Source organism: Pseudoalteromonas sp. TB41 (assembly GCF_000497975.1).
Taxonomy (GTDB): domain Bacteria; phylum Pseudomonadota; class Gammaproteobacteria; order Enterobacterales; family Alteromonadaceae; genus Pseudoalteromonas; species Pseudoalteromonas tetraodonis.
This window is the reverse complement of sequence record NZ_AUTH01000007.1, coordinates 142,047-161,785: the sequence shown is the minus strand read 5'-3', so window position 1 is coordinate 161,785 and position 19,739 is coordinate 142,047. Positions and strand designations below refer to the sequence as shown.

Below are 19,739 nucleotides of genomic sequence, written 5' to 3'. Positions count from 1 at the left end.
AGAGACTCGATACTGGAGTTTCAAATGAAACCTAAAAATAAAAAACACCTAGATCCGGTGCAAGCACAAGCGCGTCGCGAGCAGGTATTAACCGCCGCTGCTGATTGTTTTCGTCGCAAAGGCTACCATGGCGCAGGTATGGCAGAAATAGCTAAAACAGCCGGGATGAGTGCCGGCCATATTTATAATTACTTTGAAAGTAAAGAAGCCATAATTGAAAGTATTATTGAACAAGATATGGAAGAAATGTTTTCCATATTTCAAGAGTTTGAAGATCAACCTGGCGATATTTTAACAGTGTTACTTGATGGCTTACACCATGGTGTGCAGCGTCATATGGACACGGGGGCCTGCGTAGTTGACTTAGACATGATGGCAGAGGCCAGTAGAAACAAAAAAGTCGCTTTATTACTACGCGAGGCTGATACGCAAGCACGTAACAGAATGCGTGATTTATTAGTCAGTGAAAGTAGTTTAATAAAATCACATTCAGAGCAAGAACTCGAAAGCCGCATTAATGTGATTTTCTCAGTGATGGCCGGACTGCTATTACGAAAAATGTTATTTCCTGAATTGACCGAGGAAACCGTATTGATTGCACTGCGCCCAGCGATGAAAACATTACTTATGCCATTTGATAAATAATAAGTTGAAGCATTAAATAACTATGAATATTTGACTGATATTGTTGTAAATATGAAAGAGTTATATCAATTTAGCTGCTTTTATTTAAGCGTAATCAATAAAAACTGAGTACGATGTTTTAGCGTGAAGTTATAACTTTTTATATTAAAAAAGCTATTATTAACAGCGGGTTATGGTTAAGTGATGTGGTTTCAACACCGGTGGTGCAGTGGCATCAAACAAGATAAATTGCTTTTTTGGCGTATTATTTGCAAGTTAGGACTATATTAAAGGCGCTAATATGGCGCTGCCAACTTAAAGGAGAGCACATGTGGGCTGCAGTCAGTTATCTTGTAACAGCATTAGTATTTATAGTACTGGGATTGAAGGTTAATTCTGTTTACTTCGCGGTTGCATTTTTTTGGACGGCGCTGTCGCTGATATTGGTCAGCGGTGCTTATTTTTTTAATGCGGGAAAAATATTCAGAAAGCGAGAAAATGGCGTTATCCCTTTTTACATTCGTTGGGCATTTGTTCCTTTTTTGTTAGGTGCACAAATTTATAATGCATGGTCACGCAAACACGATAAGGTACCCCCAATCCAACAAATAAACGATAATTTATTTTTAGCATGTCGTTTGTTTCCCTCTGATATAGATACATTAAAAGAAAATGGCATTACCGCTATTTTAGATGTGACTTGTGAATTTGATGGACTTGAGTGGACATCTACCCAAGAAAATATCAGTTATTTAAACATTCCTGTTCTTGATCATAGTGTGCCTACACATTCACAGTTAAACCAAGCCATTAACTGGATCCATCACCATATAAAGAAAGACCGTCGTGTTGTGGTGCATTGTGCATTAGGTCGCGGACGTTCGGTGTTTGTTATGGCAGCGTATTTATTGAGTCAAAATAAAGAAGCTGATGTACATGACATTCTTGCTCAAATCAAAGAAACACGTGAAACAGCCAATCTTAATAAACGCCAATTACGCCATTTAGTTAAGCGCCATCGCAGGGGGGAGCTACTGATAAAAAATAAAGCATATTTAATTGCTAATCCTGTATCAGGCACTAAGTTATGGTCTGAAAAAGAGCATTTAATCGTTACACGTTTATCTGCTTATTATGATTTAACCATTTTAAAAACTACACCGGAACAAAACGGCATTACATTGGCTAAACAAGCTATAGAGCACGAGCCTGATATTATAATTGCCTGCGGTGGAGATGGTACAGTCACTGAGGTTGCGAGTGTTTTAGTGGGTACGTCTTGTCGATTAGGAATTATACCGTTGGGGACAGCTAATGCGTTGGCCCATGTGCTGATGGGAATAAAATCTAAATTTATTCCTGTTGAGCAAGCGTGCGATTTAATAATTGATGGTCAGACAAACCTGATCGATACCGCATATTGTAATAACGATTTGATGTTATTGCTAATTGGCATTGGCTTTGAGCATGCAATGATTGAAAAAGCAGATAGAGAGTCGAAAAATAAATCTGGCCAGCTTGCTTATTTAAATGGGTTTTTACATTCCTTTGGCGAGAATAAAGCGCAAAAGCTGATGGTTAAATTAGATGATAATGAGCCTGAAGCTATTAATACAAATAGCTTTATTGTCGCTAATGCTGCCCCATTTACAACCCTTTTAGCCCAAGGTGGGGGACAACCCGACCACCGTGATGGATTATTAGATGTAAACTGGTTAACGCCAAACAAAGATAATGAAACGACGGTATTGAGTATTGCTGAGCTAATGTTTAGCAGTATCACGCAAACGCATTTTGCTATTAACTCGCATTATACTAACGCAAAACGTGTAGAGATAAGCGCAGATAAAACGCTAGATTATGTAATTGATGGTGAGGTTAAATCTGCCGATAAAGTGGTAGTGAGTATTCACCCTGCTTCATTGAATGTAATATGCCAAGAACAAAACTAACTGACTAAAAATGGCGTAAATATTACGCCATTTAGCACTCATTTATTTTTTAATAGAGGGCCATACAAAATCTGATGTATCAGGTTGCGTGGGCTCTGTTGGTTTTGGTTTATTTCTGGGTTTTCGTAGCGGTTTATTACTCATGGTATGAATATAAAGTGCTTCTACTTTATCTCTTGCCCATGGGGTTTTACGTAAAAATTTTAAGCTTGATTTGATACTCGGAGAATCAGTAAAGCATTTTATGTTTACTTGTTCACCCATTGCTTTAAAGCCTAAACGTTGCTCTAGTTCTACAAGAATTTGCTCTAAAGTTATCCCATGTAGCGGGTTTTTTGGTTGATTATTCATAGTCACACTGCTTTTTTAAACTGCATATATTGTAACGTATCCCACCGCATCTTAATAGTTTGGAGATGGCTGGCAGATTCCAGATTGTTAATCTTGATTAATTTACAGTAATAGTTGCAGGCTTCTTGGGGTAAATAAGGTTACCTTGCTTATCAAGCTTTAGCCAAATCAATTGACTGTTGTTATGTTGGGGGTACTTTGCAGCACAAATAAGCGTAACTGAGTGAACCTGAAGTATAGCTCCTTCGCTGTAACGTTTATTATCATACCAGCACTCAGTGCTAGTGTTTATAAGCTGGGTAGCATCAACAATAGGAAGCGTTTTTATTGTGCTAGCGAAGCTTAAAGCTGAAAAACACAAGCATAAAACAGTAATAAACGAAGTAAAATAATAACGCATCAAAAACCTCCAGTGTTTAAAATAAGTACACTTAGCAAAAAACATGCTAGGGTAAGTAAGACAACATAAGTAAAACACAGAACAATAAAAAGGTGAACAGATATGCTATTTAATCAAACAATGATTGACGAATTTACACTACTAGCAAAATTTCCACGCGAGAGCAAAATGCAGGGAATTAAACTTCATTCTGATGCTGAGCCGGCTTTGTTAAGTGCTGCACAGCGTTTGTTTAATAAGGGAGTGATAGACAGCCCAGATGGTGGCTATTTAACCGAACTGGGCTTAGATTTAATTGAGCATGTGACGGTAATACACAGTGCACTTAAAAGTTAATTTACTCTATTAGTTTGCATCAGGTTGATTTTCAGGGGCTGCATCAATAAAGGCTGCCAACTCATTACAACGCTGATATATGGCTGCTATTTTAGGGTAGGCAGCCATATCTACTTTAAAACGAATGGCATTAAATACCTGCGGTACTAAACATACATCAGCTAAGCTTGGCGACTCGCCTGCGCAAAATGTATTTTTACTATCGAGCATGCGTTCTATTTTTTCAAAACCCACTTCAACCCAGTGGCGGTACCATTTATTTTTTGCTTCATCATCAACATTGAGTTCACTACTTAAATACTTAAGCACACGTAAATTATCAATCGGGTGAATATCACACGCAATTGCATAACTTAAATTGCGAATATGTGCTTTTTGCCATGCATTACCAGGCAGTAATGGTGTTTCAGGGTATTGCTCTTCAAGGTACTCTAAAATTGCTAGAGATTGACCTAATACGCCGTCTTCCGTTTCTAAAGCAGGTAAAAGTCCTTGGGGGTTTTTCTGTAAGTAATCTGTGCTTTGTTGCTCTGATTTTAGTAAGTTTACCGGCACCAACTGGTGATCAATATTTTTGAGATTTAATGCGATGCGCACACGATACGCTGCAGATGAGCGAAAATAAGTATAAAGCTTCATAATCTAATTACCCTTGATTGCCGCTAAAGTGTTTTTTAATTGTGCGCCAGCAGTCAGTGTAATTAGCTTGGCGCTCTTTACCTTCTAATGCGTATTTAGTTGGCGATATTACATAACGTGACTCAAACATAAACGCCAGCGTATTATCGTAGCGTTGTGGTTCTAAGTCCGCGTTTGACGCTTTTTCAAATACATCCGCCTCAGGACCATGCGGCGACATACAGTTATGTAAGCTCATCCCTCCAGGTACAAAACCATGCTCTTTTGCATCATAAACGCCTTCAATTAAACCCATAAACTCACTCATAATATTACGGTGATAGTAAGGCGGGCGGAAGGTGTTTTCAGCCACCATCCAACGCGGTGGGAAAATAGCAAAATCGATATTTGCAACGCCTTCAGTGCCTGATGGCGAGGTTAGTACCGTGAAAATTGATGGATCGGGGTGATCAAAGCTAACGGTATTCATGACATTAAAGCGAGCTAAGTCGTATTTGTAAGGCGCACTATTGCCTGTCCAAGCAACAACATCAAGAGGAGAATGACCAATATCACAACGAAACATATTGCCATTAAATTTAGCAATCAGTTCAAATTCGCCTTCGATGTCTTCAAAAGCCGCTACTGGATATTGAAAGTCGCGGTCGTTAGCGTAACCATTTGCGCCAACAGGACCGCGCTCAGCAAGAACATAAGCATGGCCGTAGTTTTCACAAATGTACCCACGGGCTGTGTCAGTTAATAATTGAACCTGAAACTTAATGCCGCGCGGAATGACCGCAATTTCACCGGCTTTAATACTTAAATGCCCACACTCAGTTTTAAGTAATAACTCGCCGTGTTGTGGTACAAATAACATTTCGCCATCGGCGTTATAAAAAAAGCGTTTGTCCATTGATTTGTTGGCGACATAAACATGAATGCCAATACCGGCTTGCCCATTGGCGCTGCCATTTGCAGCCATAGTGATTAAGCCATCAATAAAATCAGTAGGTGCTGCTGGTATATCAATGGGATCCCAACGAAGCATGGTGGGCGGCGTTGGCACTTCAGTAATAGGCGCTGTTCTAATTAAGCCATTGTCTATGGCTGTGTAATCGCCTTGTACAACTGATGGACGAATACGGTACATCCACGTGCGGCGATTATCGGCGCGCGGAGCAGTAAATGCAGTGGTACTAAATTGCTCTGCGTATAAATCGTATTTTACTTTTTGCGGGCTAAATTGCCCAATCGGTAATGCACCAGGCAGCGCTTCGGTTTCAAATTCATTACCAAAGCCGGTCATATAGTTTAATTGTGTCGCCATTACTGACTCCTATGAAAGTGGGGGAGTGTTATATTTTTGTTATTTACGCTAAGATACTCTCAAGTGAGACTAATATCAAACACACTGATTATGACCCTTGTAAATAAAAGTGAACAAATAAAAGTCGTATGTAAATAAATAAGTGATTCAATATGAAAATAGATTTAACGACATTTTTGCCTTACCAATTAACACACTTAGCAACACTGGTAAGTAATGATTTTTCGAGTATTTATAAAAAAGAGTTTGATTTAACTATTCCTCAGTGGCGAATAATCGCTAATTTAGCACAATCTGGGCAAAGCACAGCAAAGCAGCTATGTACTCAAGCGGATATGGATAAGTCGACAGTATCAAGGGCAGTAAAAACGCTAATTGATGAAGGGCTTATTTATAGCGAGTTAAATAAGCATGATAAGCGCGCTGCATTTTTGATGCTAAGTGATAAGGGCATGGCTTTATATGAAAAAATAACGCCACAAGCATTGCAGTGGGAGCGTGCATTATTAAGCTGCCTGTCGGATGCTGAACAGCATCAGCTAATCGCAATTTTTGATAAATTAAAAAATAAATTACAGGCATAAAAAAGCCCACAAAGTGGGCTTTTAAATACACTAATTTAATCAATCAAATTAGAACGTGTAACGAACACCTACACGCATTTCCCATAAAGACGCATCGCGTTGTACAGACTGTTCAGCACTACGTGCACTGAAGTTTGAGTAAACGTATTGACCTTGGTCATTAATATTTACTTCAACCATCTTATTACCCACGAAAGAGCCTTTTCTTAATACACCCCAATCATCGTTTAACATATTCGTTAAGTTATCGATTACGAAGAATGCTTCACCTTTATGGCCATCCATAAAGCCAGGTACTTCTTGAGTGATTTTAAAGTTAAATTTAACGAACCAATCAGAGTTCTGTTGATTACGACCAGTGATTTCACCACGTTTAAGACCTTCAGATGCGATAAAGTCATTAAACTCATTGATTTCATCAGCACTCATGTTGTAGACAACGTTTGGATCATTTTCAAGTGGTACATACAATAATTGACGCGCGCCATTAGAGTTTCTATCACCAAATTGAATATCGCCCGCACCGGTGTCACGATTACTCTTGTAAGTAAAGCTATATGGTAAACCTTTGTATGCTTCACCAAATAGGTTAAAGCGGGTGTTATAACCATCGAAGAACTCGTGCTTATAACCTAGATTTAATGTAAAGCGATGTGGAATTTCGTAATCAGATGATGCCACGCCAGGGTTACCTGGGTTTGATGTTGCTAGGTTACCGTAGTTTGAGCTGGCTACAGAGCTAGTCATTGGGTTTACATCATCTGCATCAGTGTAAGCGTATGAGAACTGAACGCTAACGCCATTATCAAATGCTTTACTTACTGCAGCAGATATAATTGAAGACTCACCACTATCACCATTCACATTTGTTAGTAATAGTTCACCACTACGATATTTACCTGGATTTAATGGATCTTCTTTTCTTTCATAGATAGGACGACCATCAAAAGTAGTTTTACCAGAATCTTGTAAAGCAATATCTACAAGAGTCGCTGCATCTCGCTTCTTAGTGTAAAGATAATCCAAAGCAATAACATAGTCGTTTTCTGTAGTATATGTAGCACCTAAAGAGTACTTCCACTCTGATGGGATTTCAAAGTTAGGATCTACCGCGTTTGTTGTAGCATCACCCGAACCAATTTCAGTATTTGCTACTTTATCAAACATATCTTGTGGAACGTCGTAACCTGGAGTACCACCATTTACATTTGGCGTATCAAATAGGTCAACTAGAGTGACTTCATCATCACCAGAACCAACTTTATAAGAATTACTGATATCGCTGATATAAGCACCAATATTGGTGATACCATCATTTGAATATGAGTTAGACAACCATACATTAGGGTTACCGCCTGAGAACAAACCAACACCCGCACGTACTTCTAGTGCATCGGTTGCATACCACTCAAAACCTACGCGTGGTTGAATTAAATCAATACCGTCAAACGTTGACTGATTGCTAAAACCGTAACGATTAGTGAAATTCTGATTTAATGTTGGTTTGTCATCGCTTGAATAGCTGTCGTAACGAAGACCAAATGTTAATGATGCATCGATATCTGAAAAGCTGTATTCATCTTGTACATAAAATGTATTTTGTGAATAAGCAAAGTTAGCAGCTGCATCATTTGGGTTATTCGTACTTGCAGAGTTATTATAATAAACTGCATTAGCAATCCCATTTCTGTATGCGTCAATCGAAGCAAAACGCCATTCACCTTCAGTATGTTGTACGAATTGGTTAAATACTTCTAACTTTTCATACTCAAAACCAGCGGTAATCGTGTGCTGATCAAGGTAGTAGGTACCTGAGAATTTAGCTGTTGTGGTATCGTAGTTTAAATCATTTGATTGACGAGAGTCATCAGGACCAACGTACACCGTGGCATTATCTGTGCTGATTTGGAACTCACCAAAACCGCTTGCTGCGTCTAAAGATTGAACGCGAGCGTCAAGCTCTGATTTACCTAAACGAACTTCAGTTGAAAAGTTGTCATTCCAATCAGAGTAAAGTGATGCAACGATTGAAGTGAACTCTGCGCCTTGCTCATAAAAGTGGCTGTCAAATGCGAGCTCATCACCATCTGCATCTGATTGCGATAAAGTAAAGCCATCATTGTAGTTATAAATTAGGTTAGCACGGTGGTCATCGTTGATGTTCCAATCTAGCTTCACTAAGATTTTTTCATCTTCTACTGGTGAGCTAGCTGGTGTTGCACCGGCTTCGTAACCATAAACATCACGTGTAATTTGTTTAATTTCATCAATTTCTGCAGAAGACACTAAAGATGAATAGTTAAACTGTTTAACACCTTCAAGTTTTTCGTAAGAAGTGAATAAGAAAAGCGTGTCATTAATTAGCGGTAAACCAACATTAAAGCCATAACGTTTTTCACTGTAATCGCCGTTATCAACGTCATTACCTTCAATCTTATCGCCTTTCATCGAATCGTTAGTGTAATCGTAGAATACACCACCGTGAATGTCGTTGCCGCCAGATTTGGTAACTGCATTGATGTTACATGATGTAAAACCACCATATTGAACATCAAAAGGGGCTAATTCTACCGCTACTTGCTCGATTGAATCAAAAGAGAATGGAGCGCGAATAGTAGGGTAACCGTTTGAGCTTAAACCAAAGTTATCGTTCATACGAACGCCATCAAGGGTTAAGCTGTTAAAACGTGGATTACCACCACCACAGTTGATTGAACCACGGCTATCATCGATAGCAACGCGAGGGTCAATACGAATAATATCTTTTAAATCACGGTTAATAGCTGGTTGATTTTCAAGATCGCTTAACGTAAATGTTGAAGCAGGGCCCGTACCACCAGACATAGTGCTAATAGGGCGACCAGTTACTACGATTTGTTCAACATCTGAGATATTTTCAAGTGAAGTATTAACAGGGTAGTCGCTACCAATGTTCAAGATAATATTATTGAACTCTTGGTCAGCATAGATGTCTGAGTCTACGATTACTTTGTAAGGGCCGCCAACACGAAGACCTTTAGCAGTAAAGTAACCAGCGTCATTTACTTCAGTTGTTTTAACAGAGCCTGAAGGAACGTGTAAAATAGTAATTTTAGTTCATGCAGCAGGGTTACCGTTAGGACCCTTTATTTGACCTTTAATTGCAGAGGTTGTTTCGTTTGCAATTGCAGCACCACTCACACCAACACATGCTGCTATAGCAAGTGATAGAGCTGTTTTGCGAAGTTGAATTTTCATTTTATTTTCCCGTGTAGTTAAATAAACTTTTAATAGCTTTTTTATTTTAATTTTGGATTAAGCGACCGCAAAATACACTTAACCCAAAATACTTACATAGTGTACCTCATTTGTTTGTTACAAATAAAATACAACTGTAATTTTTTTATTATAAAACACTTTATTTATGAAATTTAGCATTTTATCTATGTTTCAATATTTTACCGTGCAAATAGTAAGTAGTTTTTATGACAAACAGATGAAAAGTGATTTTTTCCATAAAAAAAGCCATTACATGCATGTAATGGCTTTTTTAATTTTACGAGTTTTTGATGTACAGGCTATGTATTAAAACTTATAGCTAACACCAATTTTAGCTTGCCAAGCAGACGAGCTAGTTTGATATTGGCTATAGTTACGAACATCAGCGCCATTAAATCTGCTATCAATTATATAACGACCTTGATCGTCTAAGCCGCCAAAGTCGTAAACTGCTTGGTCAGAGAAACCTAAGCGCTTTTCTACGCCCCAATCACTGTTTAATAAGTTAGCAAAGTTATCAATCATAAAGTAAACCTCACCGCTATGACCTTTTGCAAAACCAGGGATCTCTTGTTTAACGCTAATATCCATAGTGGTAACCCATGGTTGCGTGCCTGAGTTACGATCTAAGATTTGACCTCGCTCAGAAATACCCGCTCTATTAAGTAGTGTTTCAAGTTCACTCCATGATAGCCCTGATTCATCCCAATTTACATTGGTATCATCTGCACCAGTTGGAATATACGCTAAATAAGCTGAGCTTGAATAAAAGTCACGCGTATCACCTAAGTCACTATCTTGATACATACCCATAGTATAGCTAAATGGACGACCAGAGCGACGTTCGAAATACACATTAAATCTTGTGGCATAACCACTGAAGAACTCAGTGTTATACGCTAAATTAACTTTAAAGCTATGCTCTACTTCATACGCACCACGGGCAGCAAAGTCTTCATTTCGGCTCTTAGTGATATTGTACTGATAGTTGCTTTGTGCACGTGAAGAAGAACCTGAAGACGCTTCTGTTACATCTTGATGCGCATAGCTTGCTGAAATATAAAGGCCATTTTCCCACTCTTTCGCTAGTGCTGTTGTAATAATAACAGAACGACCATCATCAGTTGAGTTAGTCATTGCTATATCAAAGTTATCAGCTAAATCACCGCTGTAAATACTTTCATAGATGATACGCTCGCCGTCGGCCGCTACACCTACAGGTTTAATGGCGGTGTTATGCCACACAGCTTCGTTTTCTTTTTTGTGATAAGCAATTTCTGCTTGCCATTTAAAGCCTTCACCTAGTAATTCAGAATCAAAGTCGTACTCAAATCCAAGTTGTGCACGGATGCTTGACGGTAGTTCAAAGTTAGGATCAACATAGTTAGTGCTACCTGCACCTTGAACTAAAGAGCCTTTTATGGCATCTGGTACTTGAGTGATATCAGCTTGATTATTAGCATAATAATCGTTAATAGCACTTTGAGGTGCATCTACAAAAGTAATGCCATCGTTTTGGAATGAGTTATTGTACCAAACGTTAGGGATACCACCTTGGAAACGACCTACACCACCGTTAACTGTTAATGCTTCTGTAGCGTAATACTTAAAGCCAATACGCGGTAGAATAATATCTAACCCATCGAGGTTTTCTTGATTGCTAAAGCCATAGGTGTTTAAAAAGTTTTCGTTGAGTGTTGGTTTATCATCAGAAGATAAACGCTCATAACGAACACCTGCCGTTACTTCTAAATCGTCACCAACATAAAAAGTATCTTCAATGTAAAGTGCTAATTGATTACGGGTTGCGTCGTAAGCAGTGTCATTAGGGTTATTTGTAAAGGCATTGCTGTAGCTAAAATCGTACTTTCCTTTGTAGTTACCTACTTCACGATTTTCGAAACCATTAAAGTTATCAAATTCCCATGAACCGAGAGAGTTAGCTGCAAAAAGGTTGTATAAGTTTAACGACTCATATTGCATACCAAAGTTAATTTCATGCTCGTCCATTAAATAAGTGGCATCAAGAGAAAGTGTTAAATTTTCTGTTGCTGAGCTATTTGCATGGCGAAACTCATCGGTACCAAAGTTATAAGAAGGCCCGCGGAAGTATTCTTCAACTTTAACGCTACCAATATCAGAATTTGTTAAACTTCTCGATGATACATCTTTGTATGCAATACCGATTTCAGTTGAAAAGTCTTCATTCCAATCTGAATATAGCTTGGTAGCAAAGTTATTAAACTTGGTTGCGTAGGTATAACGACTTGATGCAAACTGAACTGATGTGCCACCAGTACCAAAGTTTGTTTCATCTTTGTCATCTTGCCACTGATAGGTAAAATCTAAGCGATGATCATCAGCAATGTTCCAGCTTAATTTTACAAGTAATGTTTCGTTGGTGTCTTTAGGGTCGCCTCCAAGAGAGTCTGTTAAGCCGTATTCGTTATTTAGAATATTAAGGAAACGGTTATAGCTTTCTTCACTCACATCGTATTCGTTGGTTGCGCCTGAACCTTCGAAACCATAGTCTAAATCTAGTTCGCTTGACCATTTATTGTAGTTAACAAAGTAAAATAAGGTATCGTCTATAAGTGGGCCGCCAACATTAAAACCGTAGCGTTTTTCAGTTTGGTTAGGTTCTACTTGTTCAACAATGTATGTGCGGTGACCATCGTCATCTAAAACAGGGCGGTTATCAGCAAACACTTGAGATATGCTGTCTACATCGCCAGCAATATCAGGTGTTGATGTTTCGTAAAAACCAGAAAACTTAAGTTCGTTAGTACCTGACTTAGTTACCGCGTTAATAGTACCACCACCAAAGTTACCTTTAGAGGCAGAGAATGGAGAAACGTCAACAGATATTTGCTCAATTGCATCAAGGGCTACTGGAGGCTGTGAAGTAGGGTAGCCGCCGTAACTTAAACCAAAGTCATCATTTTGGCCAATACCATCTACGGTTAAACCATTCGTACGTGGGTTGCTGCCAGCAAAAGTTAGCTCACCACTGCCATTAATACTCGCAAGCGGATTTAAACGTGCGATATCTTTAATGTCACGATTAAAGCTAGGCATATTATTGATAGTATCTTCGCCAAACGTACTACTAGAGCCACCTGACTGTTGTACAATTTTATAACCAGAGACTTCAATCTTTTCAATGTTTAGCGGCGCTAATTGCGATGTTAATCGGTAAGTTTCGCCAAGGTTTAAAAAGATGTTTTCAACGGTAGTATCGTTAAACGTATCAGAGTCGATGATCACAGTGTAAGGTCCACCAACACGTAAACCATTCGCAATGAAAGTACCACTTTCATTGGTCGTTAGTTCACTAATTGTGCCGGTTGGTTGATGAACGACCTTAATTTTAACGTTTGCAGCGCTCGCACCTGAAGGTGTGGTTATTTTACCACGCATTGCAGATGAAGTGTCAGCAGCCATAGCGCTTGTTGAAACTCCTAGAGCTAGAATTACAGCCCCAGTTAATTTCGAAAGGCGAAGCTTAGTCATAATGTTGATTTCCCATGTAGATGATTTAAGTTAGAAACTAAATTTATTTTTGTGTTTGCTGTGTTAAGGCCATTTTTGATTGCGTGTTAGCAGGATCAAATAATGTATTTAACAATCCAGCCAAGCGAATTCCCGCTTGTTGCAAGCGTGTTTTCACAATAGGGGTGTTGTTGTAGATATAGTCGTAGCTAATCTGTTCTTCTGTTGATTCATATATTTTTAGGGCTAAGTTGTGCGACTCTTCAAGCCAGCTTGTTGGTGTACTTTGTAAATATTCACTAATTAGCTCGCTGTTGTTGGTATTTATAAACTGAGCGTATTCAGTAAAAGATAAGTTTTCGTTTTCTACTAACTTGGTATCCCATAAGCTATGAAGATTGGTTTGTTGGTTAAAAAAAGAAACCTTAACGCGATTGCCGCCTCTATCTTCTGCTCTTCCTGCATGAAATGGTTGATGGCTGTCACCCACTAAATGCACCAAAAAACGCAAGCTAAACTGTTTGGCCGCAAGGCTTGATTTATCATCTTTCAACACGCGGATAGAGTAGTGAATGCCTTCTAATATGTTTGTTACTGATTCTTTGTGTTTAGTGTGGTCGTGGTCAAAACTAAAGGTCGCGTTGTCATCAGCATTAATGTAATGCCAACGAGATGATTTTTTTTGCCAAAAGTCACCTGGTGCAGATCGCATTTCGTCAGGCCATGTTGAAATCTGAGCTAAAGATTCGCCGTTGAGATAGGGAATAAGTGCAGTCTTAGTAGTTTCGCTTATGTGCGACTCTGCAATTTTACCCACTACACGATGCCCGTTTTGGCCCCAAGCATTACAATCTGTGCTTGCAAATATTGCACTAATTAAAAGTGTTAAAGAAAGCGAATATTTTACATTTTTGTACATTGAAGCATCCTAGTAGTGTGACATTTATTTTGTAAACGCTGATAAGGTCAATTGTCCTCATTTTTTTAGTTGATAGAAAGGACTCAATAATATTCATATTTTCTTGTTTAAAGTTGTTTTTATTCAATGGTTTGGGTTTGACAGGTAAAATTACCTATTGTAATAAGTAATTAAAATTGTTAAAATGAGCTATTACTCTAATTTAAACGGGTGTTTTTTGAATATTAAGAAGTTAATGTTGCATAAAACAGCAATTGTTACATTTATGTTTCTGGGCGTGTTGCTAAGTTGGTTTTCAGGTCAAGTTATTGTGGGCGAAGAAGATATAACATTCCCAGTGATAATAGAGACATCAACGACATGTCAAACAACGGCAACGGCTAATAAGAGTCAACTTATAGTATTTACCCCCTCAAAATACGTTGCTCAATTACTTACTAAAAACTTGTGTGATGATAAAGTTGTGGCAAAGCAATATGGGTCTGTTATTGGCTATTGGGGCTACAGAACCGTCGATAGCTTAGAGTTTGTAGGTAAAGGCATTGCGGATTTAATTTTAGCTAAAAATAATATTATGGAAGCGTTTAGAGCCGAGACTACTTACAATTATCAGCCTGTGGTTGGCTTTTCTGATTACACTGCGTTTTTTATCTCTTCAAAAGAAAAACCAAAGATCAGCAAACAATATTTTTTAGATAAAAAAATCGGTCTGTTAGATTATCCAACGAGTCGCTCAGGACACATTTTACCCAAACAAGCCTTTAAAGAGCTAGGCCTAAACATTGCTCAGCTAAAAATAACCTATGCGAGTTCACACAATGAGTTGAGAGAATTATTGGCGAACGGGGAAGTAGACCTTATTGCCTCTTTTTGGAGAGAAAGTGACAGTCAGCGTTTTTCAAAAAATTATATTACGCCTATTAGTAGTAATGTGGCAGGCACCCGTTGGTACTTAAAAATGCAGCATAATAATACTGATTTACTCTGTGCTGTACAGTCTCACTTATTGAGTATGTCTAAAGAACAATCGTTTCAATATTATCAAAATGTTGAGCCATATTGGCAGTGCAACAGTTACCCCGTTACCTTTATAGGGGAGTCGTAATGAATAGGTTAATATGGATAATATGCACAATTTTTTTATTCTTGTTTTTCTCGTCTGTTTTTTATATTTCGACAATGCAAAAACAACAGCAAGTAAATAAATTACAAATAATACAAATAGAAAAACGAATCGCTTTAGACTTACCTTTGTTAGATTTATCTAATGAGCTGCTTAAACACTCAGGTAATAAAGCAGCTTTACTTAATTATATTCAAACCTTAAACACCTTTATTGATAGAACCGGTATTAAGGTTGTAGCTATAACGCCACTGCATGAATTTGATGCTTCTTTAAAAACTTACACAGAGTTTATTCGAGAGTTAAATAGTAATAATGGTGTGGTGTTCATCGTTTTCTCTTTGAGACAGCCGTATTTTACGGGTGATGTGGTAGCTATTTATGGGATGCTTTTTATTCTTAGTATATTACTAACGTACTTAATAAAATTGGCCTATATTAAAAAAAGTGATGAAAAACAGGTTGTTCACGCAGAATCAAATACTACAGAGTCAAAACCATTAACCCTGATTATTGATTTAAAAAGTAAAACATTATCGAGTAGCGTTTCTTTGGAGCACCAAGTAGCTTTGGCAAACAAACCGTTATGTTTTTATTTAGCGCTTGTGGAATATTGCACTAACAATCCAGAGATCAAGCTTAATCATAACAAGAATGTACCCGAGGAATTGATAGAGCTTGCCAATAAATATTTCTATCGTTTAGTTGAGCTTGGTCATACAGTAAGAAAACGTCCAAACTTTAATAACAGTCTAGAGAAAACATTGAGTGAAATTCGTGCGTCACTGGATGATGTGTTAAACGATTGCCCTGAGCAAAAGGGATTATACTACCCACCGAAAGCATTTGGAGAGGGCTCACGCTCACGAATGCACAGTTATGGGTTAGCAAATGTGGGTCAAGGAAATATAGAAATAATAGGAAAGTAATCGTGCTTTGCTACTTAACCATAACTCTGATTAAGAGAGCTTAAATTGGTTTGGTTAGCACATAAACCTCAACGATGAGTGTCATGACTATATCAATGACACTCATCACTGTTCAATACAGATTACTATTTAGGTGCAAATTCATGTGCATCAACAGGGCTGTGCTCTGCAAAAAATCGTTTTAATGCCTGAGCGTCCGTTTCATCGGTGCTTACGAATCCTTTCATGTGAGTAATTTTAGGGTAACTATCGCCACCAGAAGCATTATATTCATTAATACTCATGCGGTATGTTTTGTTTATATCAAGCGGCTTGCCGGCGATGAACACGTTAGTTACTTGGTTCTCTCTAAGTTCAAAGGCTACGTTGTGATATTGCATATAGGCACCAGAGTCTGGTGGGAAACGCGTCACGACATTTAAATAGGTTAAAATATCATTGCCTTTGAAATCGATATAAGCGACACGGTTTTTAAAAGGCTGTACTTTGAGTATGTCTTTATAACTCACGTCACCCGCATTGATGCTATCGCGAACACCGCCACCACTGATAATGCCAAAATCGGCACCTACGGTATTCATTTGCGCTTGAATAATAACGCGGGCAAGGTTAGTTTGCTCAAAGCGTACTTTATTTCGATCTCCCTCGAGTCTGTCATTCACAAAGCCAATTTTACCTTCAATTTGCTTTGCCCCTTTTTGTTGGTACGCCGCTAAAAAGGTTTGCAGTGCTGGATCTGGTTTAATGTAATTTGCAGCAAGTACGGATTTTACGCTACCGTCTTTTTGCTTTTTATCTACGTATAAATTAACGGGTAATAATTGATAACTTAGCAATGATAATTGACCGTTTTCTAATTTAAACTCCGCTTTACCCACATATTTACCCCATTCATGGGCTTGCATTATCCAGGTTCCATTTTGCTGATCAGGTTTACAAGTTAAACCTGGCTTAAAATTCTCATCTGTGACATTTTCTGCAGCCATACACACTGGCTCTTGGGAATGGCCACCAATGATCATATCCAGTGTATTTTTATCTAAAGAGCGGGCAAGTGTGACATCACCTGGGGCATTTATTCCATAATTGGCATCTACATAATGCCCCATGTGCGTTACCGCAATAGTAATATCGGGATTGTATTTTGCTTTTAATGTTTGGGTAAGTGAGGCGGTTATCTCAACCGGATCTTTAAAATCTAAGTGACCAATGTATTGCGGGTTACCAATTTTAGCGGTGTCTGTCGTTGTTAACCCAATTACGGCAATGGTTAAGCCGCCTTTGTTGAATATTTTATAACGTTCAAAGATAGTTTCATTAGTTTGTTTATCAAAGATATTAGCTGATAAAAGAGGGAAATTAGCCCATTGCTGTTGCTGTCTTAATACACTTAATGGATTATCAAACTCGTGGTTACCTAGTGCCATTGCGTCATAGCCAATTTTCGACATGCCTTTGAAATCGGGCTCAGCAAATTGTAGATCTGATTCAGGAATACCGGTATTAATATCGCCACCTGATAATAATAACACCTGATGCCCTTGTGCTTTTGCATCGGCTCTTAGCTGGTCGATTAGGGTTTTACGCGCAGCCATACCATATTCGCCTTTTTCATTATGCCAAAAGCGACCATGATTATCATTGGTATGAAGAACAGTTAAATAGTGTGCTGCAGGTTTATTGACTGAGTCACTGGCACAGCCATATAAACCAAGAAATAAAATGAGAAAAACAAGAATACGCATAAAATACCTATCGATTAACAAAACTCAGTATAGTAGGCGGCTAGTTTAAACTAGTTCGAGGTTAAAAAAACGCACTTATTAATATTTTTCAGCCAATGAGACTTCACGTTGCTGCTCTACAACCCGTTTTCTGCGTGCGAGCTCATCATGTGCGTATTGAGATTTTTGATGATTTACATCAATCATCCATTTCAAAAAGCTGACGGGAAGCTGGGTGTATGGTTCACCTCGGTGTAGCCCAAAGTCACAAATAGTCGTGTTGTTTGCCATTATATTTACTCCTATCACTGTGTAGGCTGATAATAACAAAAAAAGAGTGATTGATAAGGGGCTTTTTAAGTACCTTGCTAGGCTTAAAGTTAATTAAAAAAGAGTCACCGTGATGTACACCAAGGCACTCAGACAATTAACTCTCCATCACGTGTTTAAAATTAAAATGTAAACAGTTGTAACTACAGTGTAATTACTTTGATATGAATTGTAGCGTTAAGTGCTTATGTATCGATTTATAAAATGAATAACACTACTCTATGACGCCTAATGACAATAAAAAATAGGAATAATAATGAAGAAGCTTATCTTAGCGTCAATTTTAACTGCAGCGAGCTTTTCAAGCGCAGCAACCATAGTCGAAATGCAAACGAGCCAAGGAACGATAGAAATTAACTTGTTTGATCAACAAACACCTAAAACAGTAGAAAACTTCCTAAGTTATGTTAATGATGCAGCGTATAACCAAACAGTAATACACCGCTCTGTTGATAAGTTTGTCATTCAAGGAGGAGGTTTTACTTTTTCTGATGAAATGGATCCCATTACAACCAAGCCAGCGGTTATTAACGAACCTGTTTACTCAAATGTAAAAGGCACAATTGCCATGGCAAAGCAGGGCGGCAACGAAAACAGCGCCACTAGCCAATGGTTTTTTAATATGAGTGATAACAGCCAAAACTTAGATTTACAAAATGGTGGGTTTACCGTTTTCGGACAAATAACAGCACAAAGCCAAGAAACTTTAGATAAAATAGCGGCCTTAGTTCATTGTGCAGAGGTACCATTGGTTGGTATTACTAAAGAGCAATGTTCAGATGAAAATGTGGTTATTAGTAATCAAAACTTAGTATCAATACAAACGGTGGTTGTGCTTGATGACGATCCTAATTCAGCACAAAATTTAACACCTAAAGAGAATACATTAATTGATAACGTAGAAGTGACACCACCACAAAGTTCAGACTCTAGTGGCAGTATGGCATGGTTATTAGGCGCACTATTGCTTGTAGCACCTAGGTTAAAACGCACTAAATAAGCCGTAAAAATAACGGCGACTTATCATAGCCGTTTTTTTAGTTAGGGTCTGTTGATCTTTGCGGATTACAATTTGTTCAAACTAGGGGCGGTTTAATCGCGGCGCGAGGTTTGTAACCTAGTGGGCTAAGTAAAAACCGAGCAACAAAGAGTAAACCGCCCCTAGGCAGAACCCGAAGGGCACCGCCTGTTTGGCATTGATGCTGCGTTATCGCCTATTTATGGGGAATAACCACACCACATAGGCTCTGCCTTGCCTAAATACCAAACAGACTGCTGCAAATTTAACCTTGAAAGGTCATCAGACCCTAGTTGTAAAGTACGCTCACCAGTAACATTACCCACATTACAAACACAGCTAAGCAGCCTAGCAAAAATACTCTAAAACGGGCTCTTAAATGATTACTACCAAGGTGAATGAGGCTATGAATAATGCGTGTCGCTACAAATATACACGCCAATACTGCAATAGGGACACTCGCCATATTAAGCTGTAAAGCAAGTAAACAACCCGCATAAAAAAGCACAGGTATTTCAAATTGATTGCTAAAATTACGATCAGCGACTCTGACATGATCGCCCGCATTATCAAGTCGCATAGCAGCAAAGTCACTTAACTGTATGTGTTTGTTTTTAGCCGCCGCAAAACGTCGTTTTCCCATTACTATCATTACAACTAATGAAAGTGACACCTGAACGAACATGGCTATTATTATTATCTTTTCCATAACTTACCTTATTATTTATATTAACTATTCACAATGTGTTAC

Annotated in this window: 16 protein-coding genes and 1 pseudogene; 7 read left to right on the top strand and 10 right to left on the bottom strand. The window is 38.4% G+C overall.

Going from position 1 to position 19,739, the window contains the following annotated elements; all coding sequences use genetic code 11:
* Nucleotides 1-24 precede the first annotated feature (24 nt).
* Both L641_RS0101570 and L641_RS0101565 read left to right on the top strand, forming a co-directional pair.
* A complete protein-coding gene (locus L641_RS0101570) occupies nt 25-645 on the top strand; it encodes a TetR/AcrR family transcriptional regulator (RefSeq protein ID WP_008464339.1) in 621 nt (206 codons plus the stop codon).
* A gap of 308 nt (nt 646-953) precedes the next feature.
* A complete protein-coding gene (locus L641_RS0101565; RefSeq protein WP_024600939.1) occupies nt 954-2,576 on the top strand; it encodes a diacylglycerol kinase family protein in 1,623 nt (540 codons plus the stop codon).
* Between the two features lie 42 nt (nt 2,577-2,618).
* On the opposite strand, the gene L641_RS0101560 is transcribed toward L641_RS0101565, so the two are convergent.
* Entirely contained in the window at nt 2,619-2,927 is a 309-nt protein-coding gene (locus L641_RS0101560; protein ID WP_013463143.1) for a VF530 family protein, read from the bottom strand.
* A gap of 97 nt (nt 2,928-3,024) precedes the next feature.
* Nucleotides 3,025-3,327, bottom strand: coding sequence for a DUF1496 domain-containing protein (locus L641_RS0101555; RefSeq protein WP_008112332.1), 303 nt, complete (start codon nt 3,325-3,327; stop codon nt 3,025-3,027).
* A 102-nt stretch (nt 3,328-3,429) separates the two neighbouring features.
* On the opposite strand from L641_RS0101555, the gene L641_RS0101550 reads away from it, so the two are divergent.
* A complete protein-coding gene (locus tag L641_RS0101550; RefSeq protein WP_024600938.1) occupies nt 3,430-3,663 on the top strand; it encodes a TIGR02647 family protein in 234 nt (77 codons plus the stop codon).
* Nucleotides 3,664-3,672: 9 nt separating this feature from the next.
* On the opposite strand, the gene maiA is transcribed toward L641_RS0101550, so the two are convergent.
* Both maiA and hmgA read right to left on the bottom strand, forming a co-directional pair.
* Entirely contained in the window at nt 3,673-4,302 is a 630-nt protein-coding gene (maiA, locus tag L641_RS0101545) for a maleylacetoacetate isomerase (RefSeq protein WP_016899147.1), read from the bottom strand.
* A gap of 7 nt (nt 4,303-4,309) precedes the next feature.
* Nucleotides 4,310-5,611, bottom strand: a complete 1,302-nt coding sequence (gene hmgA / locus L641_RS0101540) for a homogentisate 1,2-dioxygenase (protein ID WP_024600937.1) — start codon at nt 5,609-5,611, stop codon at nt 4,310-4,312.
* Nucleotides 5,612-5,763: 152 nt separating this feature from the next.
* On the opposite strand from hmgA, the gene L641_RS0101535 reads away from it, so the two are divergent.
* A complete protein-coding gene (locus L641_RS0101535; protein ID WP_016899145.1) occupies nt 5,764-6,195 on the top strand; it encodes a MarR family transcriptional regulator in 432 nt (143 codons plus the stop codon).
* A gap of 48 nt (nt 6,196-6,243) precedes the next feature.
* Here L641_RS0101535 and L641_RS22105 read toward each other — a convergent pair.
* The 3 genes and pseudogenes from L641_RS22105 to L641_RS0101515 all read right to left on the bottom strand — a co-directional run bounded on the left by L641_RS22105 (nt 6,244) and on the right by L641_RS0101515 (nt 13,864).
* Nucleotides 6,244-9,432 (bottom strand): annotated as a pseudogene (locus L641_RS22105) (TonB-dependent receptor).
* 327 nt (nt 9,433-9,759) lie between these two features.
* Entirely contained in the window at nt 9,760-12,966 is a 3,207-nt protein-coding gene (locus L641_RS0101520) for a TonB-dependent receptor (protein ID WP_013463149.1), read from the bottom strand.
* A gap of 43 nt (nt 12,967-13,009) precedes the next feature.
* The gene (locus L641_RS0101515; RefSeq protein ID WP_024600936.1) at nt 13,010-13,864 is read right to left on the bottom strand and encodes a S1/P1 nuclease; all 855 of its coding nucleotides are present in this window, start codon (nt 13,862-13,864) and stop codon (nt 13,010-13,012) included.
* Between the two features lie 235 nt (nt 13,865-14,099).
* Here L641_RS0101515 and L641_RS0101510 point away from each other — a divergent pair, with 235 nt between their 5' ends.
* Nucleotides 14,100-14,969, top strand: a complete 870-nt coding sequence (locus L641_RS0101510) for a hypothetical protein (protein ID WP_024600935.1) — start codon at nt 14,100-14,102, stop codon at nt 14,967-14,969.
* Complete coding sequence (locus tag L641_RS0101505) at nt 14,969-15,916, top strand: hypothetical protein (RefSeq protein ID WP_024600934.1); 948 nt, start codon at nt 14,969-14,971, stop codon at nt 15,914-15,916. The genes L641_RS0101510 and L641_RS0101505 overlap by 1 nt, the downstream gene beginning before the upstream one ends.
* Nucleotides 15,917-16,041: 125 nt before the next feature.
* Here L641_RS0101505 and ushA read toward each other — a convergent pair whose 3' ends face one another.
* Both ushA and L641_RS0101495 read right to left on the bottom strand, forming a co-directional pair.
* A complete protein-coding gene (gene ushA / locus L641_RS0101500; protein ID WP_024600933.1) occupies nt 16,042-17,661 on the bottom strand; it encodes a bifunctional UDP-sugar hydrolase/5'-nucleotidase UshA in 1,620 nt (539 codons plus the stop codon).
* A 78-nt stretch (nt 17,662-17,739) separates the two neighbouring features.
* Nucleotides 17,740-17,931, bottom strand: a complete 192-nt coding sequence (locus L641_RS0101495) for a hypothetical protein (protein ID WP_024600932.1) — start codon at nt 17,929-17,931, stop codon at nt 17,740-17,742.
* 295 nt (nt 17,932-18,226) lie between these two features.
* Between L641_RS0101495 and L641_RS0101490 the strand changes: the two genes are divergently transcribed.
* Nucleotides 18,227-18,970 carry a peptidylprolyl isomerase gene (locus L641_RS0101490; protein ID WP_008112351.1) on the top strand — a complete coding sequence of 248 codons (744 nt, stop codon included), beginning with the start codon at nt 18,227-18,229 and terminating at the stop codon, nt 18,968-18,970.
* Nucleotides 18,971-19,277: 307 nt separating this feature from the next.
* Here the strand turns inward: L641_RS0101490 and L641_RS0101485 are convergent, their stop codons facing one another.
* Complete coding sequence (locus L641_RS0101485) at nt 19,278-19,697, bottom strand: MAPEG family protein (RefSeq protein ID WP_024600931.1); 420 nt, start codon at nt 19,695-19,697, stop codon at nt 19,278-19,280.
* Between the last annotated feature and the right edge of the window lie 42 nt (nt 19,698-19,739).

Excerpts from the sequence above, each read along its gene's own strand:
- L641_RS0101490 (WP_008112351.1), top strand. The coding sequence starts at position 18,227 with ATGAAGAAGCTTATCTTAGCGTCAATTTTAACTGCAGCGAGCTTTTCA.
- L641_RS0101570 (WP_008464339.1), top strand. The coding sequence starts at position 25 with ATGAAACCTAAAAATAAAAAACACCTAGATCCGGTGCAAGCACAAGCG.
- maiA (WP_016899147.1), bottom strand. The coding sequence starts at position 4,302 with ATGAAGCTTTATACTTATTTTCGCTCATCTGCAGCGTATCGTGTGCGC.
- L641_RS0101505 (WP_024600934.1), top strand. The coding sequence starts at position 14,969 with ATGAATAGGTTAATATGGATAATATGCACAATTTTTTTATTCTTGTTT.
- L641_RS0101485 (WP_024600931.1), bottom strand. The coding sequence starts at position 19,697 with ATGGAAAAGATAATAATAATAGCCATGTTCGTTCAGGTGTCACTTTCA.
- L641_RS0101535 (WP_016899145.1), top strand. The coding sequence starts at position 5,764 with ATGAAAATAGATTTAACGACATTTTTGCCTTACCAATTAACACACTTA.
- L641_RS0101555 (WP_008112332.1), bottom strand. The coding sequence starts at position 3,327 with ATGCGTTATTATTTTACTTCGTTTATTACTGTTTTATGCTTGTGTTTT.
- L641_RS0101515 (WP_024600936.1), bottom strand. The coding sequence starts at position 13,864 with ATGTACAAAAATGTAAAATATTCGCTTTCTTTAACACTTTTAATTAGT.
- L641_RS0101495 (WP_024600932.1), bottom strand. The coding sequence starts at position 17,931 with ATGGCAAACAACACGACTATTTGTGACTTTGGGCTACACCGAGGTGAA.
- L641_RS0101510 (WP_024600935.1), top strand. The coding sequence starts at position 14,100 with ATGTTGCATAAAACAGCAATTGTTACATTTATGTTTCTGGGCGTGTTG.
- L641_RS0101550 (WP_024600938.1), top strand. The coding sequence starts at position 3,430 with ATGCTATTTAATCAAACAATGATTGACGAATTTACACTACTAGCAAAA.
- hmgA (WP_024600937.1), bottom strand. The coding sequence starts at position 5,611 with ATGGCGACACAATTAAACTATATGACCGGCTTTGGTAATGAATTTGAA.
- ushA (WP_024600933.1), bottom strand. The coding sequence starts at position 17,661 with ATGCGTATTCTTGTTTTTCTCATTTTATTTCTTGGTTTATATGGCTGT.
- L641_RS0101565 (WP_024600939.1), top strand. The coding sequence starts at position 954 with ATGTGGGCTGCAGTCAGTTATCTTGTAACAGCATTAGTATTTATAGTA.
- L641_RS0101560 (WP_013463143.1), bottom strand. The coding sequence starts at position 2,927 with ATGAATAATCAACCAAAAAACCCGCTACATGGGATAACTTTAGAGCAA.
- L641_RS0101520 (WP_013463149.1), bottom strand. The coding sequence starts at position 12,966 with ATGACTAAGCTTCGCCTTTCGAAATTAACTGGGGCTGTAATTCTAGCT.